At 41.3% G+C, this 11,411-nt stretch carries 10 protein-coding genes; 7 read left to right on the top strand and 3 right to left on the bottom strand.

What is annotated here, in order from left to right:
• Positions 1 to 93: 93 nt before the first annotated feature.
• Positions 94 to 258, bottom strand: coding sequence for an SPJ_0845 family protein (locus tag DNL43_RS12040; RefSeq protein WP_169790310.1), 165 nt, complete (start codon positions 256 to 258; stop codon positions 94 to 96).
• Positions 259 to 458: 200 nt separating this feature from the next.
• Between DNL43_RS12040 and DNL43_RS01390 the strand changes: the two genes are divergently transcribed.
• From DNL43_RS01390 to DNL43_RS01365, 6 genes are all read left to right on the top strand, one after another.
• The gene (locus DNL43_RS01390) at positions 459 to 1,928 is read left to right on the top strand and encodes an ABC transporter substrate-binding protein/permease (protein WP_095344818.1); all 1,470 of its coding nucleotides are present in this window, start codon (positions 459 to 461) and stop codon (positions 1,926 to 1,928) included.
• Positions 1,918 to 2,667 (top strand): amino acid ABC transporter ATP-binding protein, encoded by a 750-nt coding sequence (locus DNL43_RS01385; RefSeq protein ID WP_056982203.1) that lies wholly within the window; start codon positions 1,918 to 1,920, stop codon positions 2,665 to 2,667. The genes DNL43_RS01390 and DNL43_RS01385 overlap by 11 nt, the downstream gene beginning before the upstream one ends.
• A 245-nt stretch (positions 2,668 to 2,912) precedes the next feature.
• Positions 2,913 to 4,745 (top strand): excinuclease ABC subunit UvrC, encoded by a 1,833-nt coding sequence (gene uvrC / locus DNL43_RS01380; protein WP_056982205.1) that lies wholly within the window; start codon positions 2,913 to 2,915, stop codon positions 4,743 to 4,745.
• A gap of 117 nt (positions 4,746 to 4,862) precedes the next feature.
• Positions 4,863 to 6,167 carry a GTPase ObgE gene (gene obgE / locus DNL43_RS01375; RefSeq protein ID WP_056982207.1) on the top strand — a complete coding sequence of 435 codons (1,305 nt, stop codon included), beginning with the start codon at positions 4,863 to 4,865 and terminating at the stop codon, positions 6,165 to 6,167.
• Between the two features lie 37 nt (positions 6,168 to 6,204).
• Positions 6,205 to 8,139 carry an acyltransferase family protein gene (locus DNL43_RS01370; RefSeq protein WP_056982209.1) on the top strand — a complete coding sequence of 645 codons (1,935 nt, stop codon included), beginning with the start codon at positions 6,205 to 6,207 and terminating at the stop codon, positions 8,137 to 8,139.
• Between the two features lie 160 nt (positions 8,140 to 8,299).
• Positions 8,300 to 9,268, top strand: a complete 969-nt coding sequence (locus DNL43_RS01365; protein WP_054769923.1) for an IS30 family transposase — start codon at positions 8,300 to 8,302, stop codon at positions 9,266 to 9,268.
• 17 nt (positions 9,269 to 9,285) lie between these two features.
• On the opposite strand, the gene DNL43_RS01360 is transcribed toward DNL43_RS01365, so the two are convergent.
• The gene (locus DNL43_RS01360; protein ID WP_054769504.1) at positions 9,286 to 10,032 is read right to left on the bottom strand and encodes a hypothetical protein; all 747 of its coding nucleotides are present in this window, start codon (positions 10,030 to 10,032) and stop codon (positions 9,286 to 9,288) included.
• Between the two features lie 11 nt (positions 10,033 to 10,043).
• Positions 10,044 to 10,331, bottom strand: a complete 288-nt coding sequence (locus DNL43_RS01355; RefSeq protein WP_054769509.1) for a hypothetical protein — start codon at positions 10,329 to 10,331, stop codon at positions 10,044 to 10,046.
• 122 nt (positions 10,332 to 10,453) lie between these two features.
• Between DNL43_RS01355 and rnz the strand changes: the two genes are divergently transcribed.
• Entirely contained in the window at positions 10,454 to 11,392 is a 939-nt protein-coding gene (gene rnz, locus DNL43_RS01350; RefSeq protein ID WP_179286782.1) for a ribonuclease Z, read from the top strand.
• Positions 11,393 to 11,411 lie beyond the last annotated feature (19 nt).

Here is an 11,411-nt window from a genome sequence, read left to right as displayed (position 1 = left end):
ATTTTCATGAAATTCAAAAAAAGGACTATGTCATTTCGACATAGTCCTTTTAAATATGCTTATTTTATGATCGGGTACGGGTTTCACTTGGAACTAAAACCATTTTTTCTTTGGTCGTTCTTCGTTCTTACGTTTTTTATCTTTATCTTTTTTATCGTGTTTTAAAAACTTGTCTCGTTTCTTGTCTTCAGGATCCATTTCAGCAAATTTGCCGAAGATCGCATCCATGTCATTTTGGCGATTAACCTTTAATGCCATTCTGATTCATCTCCTTACTCTATTACGAGATAACTATAGCAAAGATTGCCTTAAAAGTCACACTTATTGGCCACTTCTTAAATCACAATGAATATTTGCATGAATAATGTATAATTCTAACTTATTTTAGATTTTTATTGCATAAATTATGTTTTTGGTGTAACGTATTGGTTATTATAATTTTGGGAAGAGGGAACGTAATGAAGAAGAATTTTAAAGCTATTATCCAAGTTATTATGATGATTACGACCATCCTTGCTTTAACGGTGGTATCTACGAGTCATGCTTCTGCTGCTGATAATTCGCTGCAGAGAGTTAAACAACGTGGTGAACTGATTATGGTTACCAGTCCTTATTATCCGCCATACGAATTTCAAGTGAATAAAAAGGGCAAGGATCATATTGTTGGGATGGATATCGATGTTGCCAAGAAGGTTGCCAAAGATCTTCACGTTAAGCTTGTGATTAAGAGTATGAATTTTGACTCACTGTTGGTTGCGATTCAGACTGGAAAAGCCGACATGGCGATTGGTGGTATTAATCCAACGGCGGCTCGTCGACAAAGCGTTGACTTTTCAAAGATTTACTATACCGGCGGTCAAAGTTTTCTGATTAATGCCAATGACGCAAATAAGTATAAGAGCGTCAAGAACTTGCGTGGTGCCAAGATTGGTGCCCAGACCGGTACCTTGCAATATGGGTTGGCAAAGAAGAAGATTCCCGATGCAACTGTTAAGGGGATGGATAAGTCAACCGACTTGGTACTGGCATTGAAGACCCACAAAATTGATGCGTTGGGAATTGAAAAGCCCAGTGCCGAAGCTTATGTTAAAAATGATTCCGGATTAAAGATGATTCCATCCGGCTACGATTTAAACAAAAACGAAACCGGTGTTGCTATTGCCTTCAAAAAGGGCTCGAACAGTTTGGTAACGGCCGTTAATAAATCAATTGATCAAATTCAAAAGAAAAATCTAACCGAACAGTATTTGGCAAATGCCGGAAAGTATATGAAGGTTAACACGGTTAATACTTCGATGTTCCATTACTGGAAGTACTTTGCCAAAGGTGTTGAATACACGGTTCTGATTTCAATCGTTTCAACTTTCTTCGGTGTCATCATTGGGGTTGTCTTGGCATTGATGCGATTCTCCAAGCAAAAATGGCTTCGTGGCCTTGCAATTAGTTATACCGAATTTATTCGTGGAACACCTTTGATGGTTCAAGTCTTGTTTGTTTACTTTGGAATCGGTGTGGTGGTGAACATTCCAGCGTTGATTTCAGGGATGATTTCCGTGTCGCTGAATAGTGGTGCCTACGTTGCTGAAATTATTCGTGGCGGAATTAATTCCGTTGCAAAAGGGCAAACGGAAGCTGCCGCCAGTCTTGGATTATCAAAAGGTGATTTGATGCGATTCGTTATTTTGCCGCAAGCATTCAAGAATATCTGGCCAGCTTTGGGTAACGAATTCATTTCACTGATTAAGGAAAGTTCCATTGTTTCAATTATCGGAGTTACCGATTTGATCTATCAGTTGAACATCGTTCGGGCGGATACGTATCGTGGTGTCATGCCAATCTTTGTCGCAATGCTGCTGTACTTTATCATGACATTTGCACTTACACGTGTTCTGAATCACTTTGAAGGGAAGATGAAACATGCAGGATAAAAAAGTTCTCGAAGTTAATCATTTAAGTAAAAAGTTTGGTAAAAATGAAATTCTCAAGGATATCAACGGGACTGTTAAATCCGGCGAGGTTATCTGTGTGATTGGCCCATCCGGAGCCGGAAAAAGTACTTTTCTCCGTTGCTTGAATTTATTGGAAAAGCCAACATCCGGTGAAGTTAAATTTGACGGAACCGACTTAACCAATGTTGATGAAAAGCAGTTGATCAATCTGCGTGAACGAATGGGAATGGTTTTTCAAAGCTTTAATCTCTTCCCGAACATGACGGTGATTGAAAACCTTAAGCTGGCACCGATTCGTGTTAAACATATGAAAGATGACGAAGCTCAAAAAGTTGCCATGCATTTATTGGACAGAGTTGGCCTCAAAGAAAAAGCCAATGCCTATCCAAGCAGCTTGTCAGGTGGTCAACAACAACGGGTGGCCATTGCCAGAGCCTTGGCAATGAACCCGGAAGTCATGTTATTTGATGAGCCAACCAGTGCGTTGGATCCTGAAATGGTTGGTGAAGTTCTGGAAGTTATGAACGAACTTGCCAAAGAAGGAATGACCATGGTTGTGGTTACCCACGAAATGGGCTTTGCCAAAGAGGTTGCCGATGAGGTTTGGTTTATGGCAGATGGCTATATTCTGGAAAGAAACAAACCTGGTGAATTGTTTGACAACCCTCAAAATGAACGGGCAAAAGATTTCATTGGCAAAATCATTCAAAATGTCTAACCGACTGACTAATCTTGAGTGAATCAAATTTGAATCAACAATGACAATAAAAAAGGAATCCCAGATGATGTATTTAAAATCATTGGCAGGATTCCTTTTTTGGGATAGTTGGTGCAAAACGATGTGCTTGTTTGATTGAGTAAATGTGAGTGTTGAAGACCGTTTATCCCCAGTTCGTATCAGTTGAACCAAACATATATTCGATGTATACTTTTAAATTGAATATTATGAAAGGAGTGAGTTTTTTGGCGAATGAATATATCGAACATAAGTTGGCTTTATTGCCTGATATGCCTGGTTGTTACCTGATGAAAAATATCAACGGTAAGATCATTTATGTTGGAAAAGCCAAAAACTTAAAGAACCGGGTTCGCTCATATTTTAAGAGCAGTCATGAAGGTAAAACGGCCCGGTTGGTCTCCGAAATTGCCGATTTTGAATACATCGTGGTTTCCAGCGACAAAGAAGCATTTTTACTGGAAATTACGTTAATTCAAAAACACCGGCCATATTTCAACATCAAATTAAAACAGGGGAACGGCGGGTACCCATACATTAAGATTACTAATGAACGTGACCCGCAAATTAAAATCGTCAATACCTTGCTTAAAGATGGCGGCTTTTATTTTGGCCCTTATCCAAACGTTTATGCAGCTGATGAGACGGTGAACTTCTTACAGAAGGTATATCCGCTCAGACGCTGTAATGGATTTCAAAATCGACCTTGCCTGTATTACCACATGGGCCAGTGTCTGGGTGCCTGCTTCAAAGTGGTTCCCGAAGAGGCATATGCCAAACAGATTAAGCGGATTAAATCATTTCTGAATGGGAATGTTGCCCATGCCAAACAAATGTTGACTGCCAGAATGGAAAAGGCAGCCTCGAAGATGGAATACGAGCGGGCAGCCGAAATTCGTGATTTGATCAAATATATTGAAATCACGGTTGAAAAGCAGAAAATTATTTCAAACGATAACACCCCTCGAGATATTTTTAATTATTATATGGACAAAGGCTGGTTATCTATTCAGGTGTTCTTCATTCGTCAGTCACGATTAATGAAGCGTGAAAAACGATTATTTCCAATTATTGACGATCCTGAAGAAGAAATGGTCAGTTTCATTTCTCAATTTTACAAGCAGAAGAATCAAATCTTGCCAAAGGAAATTCTGGTACCCAAATCACTGCCAACTGATGTGATTAGTCACGTGGTGGAAGACGTACCCGTTAGAACGCCACAGCGGGGTCAGAAACGTGACTTACTGGAGATGGCAGGTAAGAATGCCAAGATGGTCTTAGAGGAGAAATTCAGGCTGTTAGAGCTGGATGAGAGCAAGACAACCGGGGCAATGAAAGAATTAACCGATGCCATGGGAATTGCCCCTGGTCATAAGATCGAAGCTTTTGACCACTCACACATTCAAGGAGCCGACCTGGTTTCGGCAATGGTTGTTTTCGTGGATGGCCAACCTAATAAGAATTTATATCGGAAATACAAATTGAGAACCGTCCACCATGCCGATGAAGCTGCAAGTACAAAGGAAGTCATTCGTCGACGCTACACCAGATTACTCAAGGAACACGCTGAAATGCCCGACCTGATTTTAATGGATGGCGGGACTATTCAGATGAACGCCGTTAAAGATGTTCTGGTAAATGAACTGGGACTGGACATTCCGGTTGGTGGCATGGTCAAGAATACCCATCACCAAACGGCCGACTTATTATTTGGTAATCACGATACACCGCTTCAACTGAATCCAAAAAGCCAGGGATTTTACCTCCTGCAGCGAATTCAAGATGAAGTTCACAGATTTGCGATTACCTACCATCGTAAAGTTCATACGAAGAATTCTTTGAGTTCTCGTTTGGATTCAATCGCTGGAGTTGGTCCTAAGACCCGAAACAAGCTTTTGCGAAAATTTGGATCATTGAGGAAAATTTCAAATGCTTCGATTGCCGATCTCCGCAAACTTGGAATTTCGGAAACTGTAGCGCAAACCATTAAGTTCTCGTTGAGTAAGATTGATGAAGAACGTAAGGTAACTAATTATCAAGATAAAAAATTAACCCACTAGGGATCAATTTTCATGGTCATTTTCAAGATTATTTTGACCTGGTGTGCGAAACTCGGTATACTGCTAGAGTATTGAACATGTAACTAACGACTTAGGATTAATTAAAATGGTGATAAGATGTTTGTTGATCAAGTAAAAATTAATGTAAAGGCTGGAAACGGCGGAAACGGTATGGTTGCTTTCCGACGCGAAAAATATGTTCCAAACGGAGGCCCTGCCGGAGGTGACGGTGGCCGAGGCGGAAATGTCATCTTTAAAGTGGATTCAGGAATGAATACCTTGATGGATTTCCGTTACCATCGAAAGTTTAAAGCTGCAAATGGCGGCAATGGTGCCAACAAATCTATGACCGGTCGTAGTGCCGATGATTTGGTTATCCCAGTCCCAGAAGGAACAACGGTAACCAACACTGAAACGGGTGCCGTCGTCGGGGATTTAACCAAACCCGATCAAGAATTGGTTGTTGCAAAAGCCGGCCGTGGTGGCCGTGGCAATATTCATTTTGCAAGTCCAACGAACCCGGCACCTGAAATTGCTGAAAATGGTGAACCAGGGGAGGAAATTTCCCTTAGCCTGGAATTGAAAGTTTTGGCAGATGTCGGACTGGTTGGGTTCCCTTCAGCAGGGAAGTCGACACTTTTGTCGGTCATTACCAGTGCCAAACCGAAAATTGCCGGCTATCATTTCACAACGTTGGTTCCTAATCTTGGAATGGTCAGATTGGATGACGGGCGTGATTTTGCTGTCGCTGATTTACCTGGATTAGTTGAGGGAGCTTCGAATGGAGTAGGATTGGGATTCCAATTCCTGCGTCACGTTGAACGAACCCGTGTTATTCTTCATTTAGTGGACATGTCCGGAATTGAAGGCCGTGATCCATTCGATGATTATTTGGCAATCAATAAAGAATTGGAACAGTATGATGAACGAATCTTGAAACGGCCACAAATCATTGTGGCAACCAAGATGGACCTACCTGATGCTGAAGATAATCTTCAGGAGTTCAAAAAACGTTTGAATGAATCTCAAGATAGTCAGACAGATGTTCCTGAGATTTTCCCAATTTCTTCAGTCACTCATACCGGTTTAACCGAATTAATTCGCAAAACAGCCGACCTATTAGATACAACTAAGCTGTCAGATTTGGAGAAGCCACAGGATACGACCAAGCAATATGATTACAAGCCAGCTGACTCTAGTGACTTCCATATTTCATATGATAAAGAATATGAATCATGGGTTATTACAGGCGACAAGATTGAACGTCTGTTTAAGATGACCAATACCGAACATGATCAAAGTATGCTAAGATTTGCACGTCAAATGCATGGTATGGGAATCGATGATGCCTTACGAAAAGCTGGGGCTAAAGATGGCGATACAGTCACTATCTTGGACTTCTCATTCACATATGTTGAATAGTTAAAAATCAAATTCATATAGGGCAGGGAATATTTCAATGCAACAGGTTCAAACAAAAAAACATGTAAAACGGCTTAAGCATAGCCGGTATATAACTGGTTTTGATGGTATTCGAGCACTAGCGGTAGTTGGTGTTATCATTTACCATCTGTTGCCGTATAAGCTGCAGGGTGGGTACTTGGGAGTGCCAACCTTTTTTGTAGTATCCGGCTATTTGATTACTGATCTCTTGTTACAGGAGTGGGAGCAAAACGGCAAAATTGATTTTTGGGGCTTTTATGCCCGAAGAATTAAACGGCTGTATCCTGCCCTGGTGTTTATGCTGGTGGGAACCGGCACATACATAACACTTTTTCAACGGTCGCTGTTGACCAATTTACGATCGATTATTACGACCAACATGCTTTACGTCTACAACTGGTGGGAAGTCGGTCACGGTCAAAGTTATTTTGACCGGTTCAACGGGGAATCACCGTTTACCCACTTGTGGTCACTGTCCATTGAAGGACAATATTATTTAATTTGGCCGTTAATTTTAACGGCAATGATTTTGATCATTCGCAAACGAAGAACAATTGCCAATATCTTACTTGTTTTGGCAATTGGCTCCGGGGTCCTAATGGGCTTGCTATACACCGGCCCAGCTACTTTGAACCGGGTTTACTATGGTACTGATACCCGGATGTTCTCAATTGTCTTTGGTGCTTTACTGGCTGTGATTTGGCCATCAACTCACTTAAAGAAGCATGTATCAACCACTTCTCGATGGACACTGAACGTAATCGGACTTATTTCGATTGCCATTATTGCTTACCTTTACTTCCAACTTTCCGGCCAAAATACCTTTACGTATCGCGGCGGAATGTTCATCATGGCAATTGCTTCAACGACCTTGATTGCCGCTTGTGCCCACCCAGGTGCAGATATTAACCGGTGGCTGACCAACCCGGTATTTCATTGGATTGGTACCAGAAGTTACGGAATCTATCTTTATCAGTTCCCGGTCATGATTTTTTACGAAATCAAAGTTCAAAATATCGCATCGCATCCTTTGATGCATGCAACGATTGAGATTGCCTTGATCATGATTATCAGTGAACTGTCATACCGTTACATTGAAGCGCCATTAAGACATTACAAGTATTCAAATCTTGGCCGTTCAATTTACGAATTTTTCCAACCAAGTTCAGTTTACGGTTGGAAGCGGCTATGGTTGGTTCCAGCTCTGTTCCTAATTGGTGTATCGGTCTATGGTAGTGCCATTTCACCAACCAAGGATGCCAAAAATGTTTTGCAGGAAAACATTACGCAAAACGAAAAAGCTTCCAGTGCGAAGAATAAAGCTGCCTTGGCCAAGCAAAAGAAGGCTTCCAAGCTTTCTGCAAATCAAAAGCGGATGAAGAAGCTTTTGAAGAAGAAGCTAACTGTTAAGCAGTACAAGATTGCCAAGCACTATGGTTTGAATAAACGTCAATATTTGATGGTTTATCAACAACCACTAACGGCTATTGGAGATTCAATTTTGGCCGATAACAGTCGAGATCTTCAGCACGTATTCCAGAACGCCTATGTTTCAGCTGCAGTTGGCCGTCAGATATGGCAGGCAGGGCAAGTGTTGACGCAGATGAAGAAGAAAAACGAACTTGCTCCCAACATTTTAATTAATTTGGGAACCAATTCTCCGATGACATCTGCACAGATTAACTCGGTTATTAAATCAATCGGTCCTAAGCACCAGATTTTCTGGGTAACCACTCATGTGCCAACCAGAAACTGGGAGTCTGAAGTTAACCGGACGATTCGAGCTGCCGCCAAACGCCATAAGAATGTCCATGTTGTTGATTGGCATGCATACAGTTTGAATCAGCGAGACTGGTTCTGGCAGGATAATGTCCATCCAAATCCAAAAGGAAATGTTCATTACACGCATTTGATTGCAAAATCAATTAGTGATTTTTACGATAAAAAATAACAGTTTTCCAACTGTTGAATATACAAAAAAGAACTGAGACAAAATGATCATTTTGTCTCAGTTCTTTTTATTTCCCTGTTTGTAAAATTAAGTTAGAAATTTAAAAAGCCATTTGTGATAGACTTTTGAGTGTTGAAATCAAAAGAAAGGCTGATCACAAATGACCTATACTCATCTTACCATAGACGAACTCACTACAATTTATTCCTTTTGGAAGCTCAATAAAAAGGCTTACCGAGTAGCACCAGCACTCCACCGGAGTGCTGAAACCGTTTATCGCATCTATCGTTTTCTTGACGCTGGCGGTACGCTTATTGATTACCAACAACATTATCGACGGCACAAACAACATTGTGGGCGTAAGCCCATTCAACTAGCCCCTGATGAACTGGTTTATATCCAAGCCAAAATTCAAGCGGGGTGGCAACCAGATACAATTATTAATCGCCACGAACGTTCTTTTAGCTGCGGCGTACGAACCCTATATCGCATTTTCAAACATGATGCTTTTGGCTTGTTCGCCAAAGATTTACCCATGCATGGTCAGCGTCACCCTAATGGGTACGTTGAACGACGAGGAAAAGCTGGGCAATTGGGCAGAGATTTAAAAACCCGTTATCAGGACTATCCTAATTTTAAACGAGAATTCGGTCATTTAGAAGGCGACACGGTTCAAGGCAAAAACCATCAGGGTGCCGTAACCACACTGGTTGAACGGCAGACCAAGGTCGCAATTGTTTTGAATTCACATACCAAGTCATCACAAAACGTCAATCGTAGTTTAGCAGCCTGGTTGACGAAGCTGCCACGCCACTTGTTTAAGTCCATCACGTTTGATAATGGTAAGGAGTTCGCCGGTTGGCGAACGATTGCTAACCAGTTTGATTTAAATATTTACTTTGCCGCTGTAGGAGCACCCAATCAACGTGGGTTGAATGAAAACACCAACAACTTACTTCGTAAGGATGGGTTGCACCATGATCTCATCATGGACCAGCTATCAGATGAATTTGTCCAGGCTGTTGCTAGTCGACGGAACCATATTCCCAGAAAAAGTCTCAATTATCAAACACCACTTGAGGCATTCGTAAATCAAATCACTGATGAGCAGCTAAAATTTCTAACTTAATTTGACATTTGAAGTTTCTAATTTAAATTAACAGTGAGTGTTGAATCCGGTGCGTCCGCAACTTTCTTTTGATTGGTTGTATAAACCGGTCCAAACTTAATGGCCAACTTGGTTGCCGGATGACTTGCATAATCGTGAAGGTAGCCAGTCATGGCGAAGCTGACGGCTTTACCGGAATTGATTCGGTTGCCGGCTGATGAATCCGTGAGCTGGTCAGCAGTTGTCAGTGTCTGCCCCTGATTGGTTTTAACGTAGTCAACGCCGTTCAAAGCAATTTTAATGTCATAACGATTGGTAACGATATAGTTCAGCACAAATGTGTAGTAGGTGTCAGGGATGGTCTGCAGGTTCAAAACCTGTTCGACGGCTTCCTTAGCTTCAGGTGTTTTTGCAGTATTTTTAATAATCCGAACTTGATTAACTTTGTAGGTTAATTTACCGGATTGAATGTCGAGAGGCTGAGTTGAAACGGCAGCAAGCTGTTGACGGGTTCCGAAGCGGTCAAATGTAAACTGATGTTTTTTACTCAGATCACCATTTTTAACGTAGTGTGAATTGTGTTGGACTGACTTGGGCACTTTGTACTGATAGTTGTCCAGTGATTGACTTGAACTGGAAGCGGCCGAAGAACTTGATGAATCGTTAGCCATATTTGCACTGAATGATTTTTTCTCGTTTGCTTGATTTGCCTTGTTGCCACCGCAGCCTGCCAAACCGACTGCGAGGAACGCAGACAAGATTATTAAGTATCCTTTTGCTTTCATGTTTTTATCCCCTAATAAAATACAATTGATTTATTAACAATTCTAAACCCAAAAACCAATTGATGATCATTTAAGGTTCTCAAATCGGTTTTAAGAGAAAGTTGTCTGGTTCGGGTCATAAACTGATCTAAGGTTATTGTAGCAAATCCACCGTGAGATGGAGATGTTTTGCCCAACAATAAGGAATCTTTATCAATTAACAATTCATTGACGGGCAGAAAGTGTTTCCCTTCGGCAATTAAAATTGTTAACTTCGGATTTAGTGTACTGCTGGCACGGAAAAACTCATCCAAATTGATGATAACCCCCTCCCTTCTAATTATTATTTTATCGTAATTATGATACAATTGAAAAGTGATTTTAGGAGTCAGCATAAGGCTGGCTTTGTCATTCGATTTTAAAAAATAAGGAAACGATAATAATGCAGATTGAATTTTTAGGAACTGGGGCAGGGTCTCCAGGCAAGTTTCGAAACGTTTCAAGTTTGGCACTTCGACTGTTGGATGAAATCAACTCAGTGTGGTTGTTTGACGTCGGCGAGGGAACCCAGCACCAAATTCTTCGTTCAACTATCCGGCCTCGAAAAATAGAAAAAATATTCATCAGCCATTTACACGGTGATCACATTTTTGGCCTGCCTGGTTTATTGAGCAGCCGGTCATTTCAAGGTGGAAATACACCGTTGGATATATACGGACCTCAGGGAATTAAAGAATATGTCAATGTCAGTTTGAAGATCTCTGAAAGTCGATTATCTTACAAGATCAGGTATCATGAGCTTCCGAAAGATACTGACGGAAAGATTTTTGAAGGTAAGAAGTTTACTGTCTATGCCGCACCGTTAGATCATCGAATTACCAGCTTTGGCTATCGGGTTGTTGAACACGATCACCCGGGTGAATTGATGGTTGATAAGCTGACGGAACTACACATTCCGTCGGGACCAGTATACGGAAAGTTAAAAATGGGGCAAACGGTTAAGCTTGAAGATGGCCGGGTCATTGATGGAAAAGAAATGATCGGTCATTCTCAACCTGGTCGAATTGTCACGATTATCGGAGACACGCGAAAGACTGCCAACGCTGTCAAGCTCGCTGATCATGCTGATGCGTTGGTTCATGAGAGTACCTTTGGTAAAGGGGAAAACAAGCTCGCAAGGAACTATTTCCACTCAACTAATATGCAGGCGGCTCAAATTGCCAAGCAGGCCGGTGCCAAGATGCTTTTATTGAACCACATTTCGGCCCGATATACAGGCAAGATGGCTCATGAACTCGAAAAGCAGGCTCAGACCGTATTCCCCAATACAAAAGTAGTCAAGGACTTTGATGTCATTGATATACCATTTGAAAAGAACTAATAAGTATTTCCGGGGGGAT

Origin of the sequence: Lentilactobacillus kefiri, assembly GCF_009739535.1 — a bacterium.
GTDB classification, from domain to species: domain Bacteria; phylum Bacillota; class Bacilli; order Lactobacillales; family Lactobacillaceae; genus Lentilactobacillus; species Lentilactobacillus kefiri.
Note: the sequence above shows the minus strand (reverse complement) of the source record. Positions and strands in the feature narration are given on the sequence as shown.

Excerpts from the sequence above, each read along its gene's own strand:
- rnz (WP_179286782.1), top strand. The coding sequence starts at position 10,454 with ATGCAGATTGAATTTTTAGGAACTGGGGCAGGGTCTCCAGGCAAGTTT.
- DNL43_RS01360 (WP_054769504.1), bottom strand. The coding sequence starts at position 10,032 with ATGAAAGCAAAAGGATACTTAATAATCTTGTCTGCGTTCCTCGCAGTC.
- DNL43_RS12040 (WP_169790310.1), bottom strand. The coding sequence starts at position 258 with ATGGCATTAAAGGTTAATCGCCAAAATGACATGGATGCGATCTTCGGC.
- DNL43_RS01390 (WP_095344818.1), top strand. The coding sequence starts at position 459 with ATGAAGAAGAATTTTAAAGCTATTATCCAAGTTATTATGATGATTACG.
- DNL43_RS01385 (WP_056982203.1), top strand. The coding sequence starts at position 1,918 with ATGCAGGATAAAAAAGTTCTCGAAGTTAATCATTTAAGTAAAAAGTTT.
- DNL43_RS01370 (WP_056982209.1), top strand. The coding sequence starts at position 6,205 with ATGCAACAGGTTCAAACAAAAAAACATGTAAAACGGCTTAAGCATAGC.
- obgE (WP_056982207.1), top strand. The coding sequence starts at position 4,863 with ATGTTTGTTGATCAAGTAAAAATTAATGTAAAGGCTGGAAACGGCGGA.
- DNL43_RS01365 (WP_054769923.1), top strand. The coding sequence starts at position 8,300 with ATGACCTATACTCATCTTACCATAGACGAACTCACTACAATTTATTCC.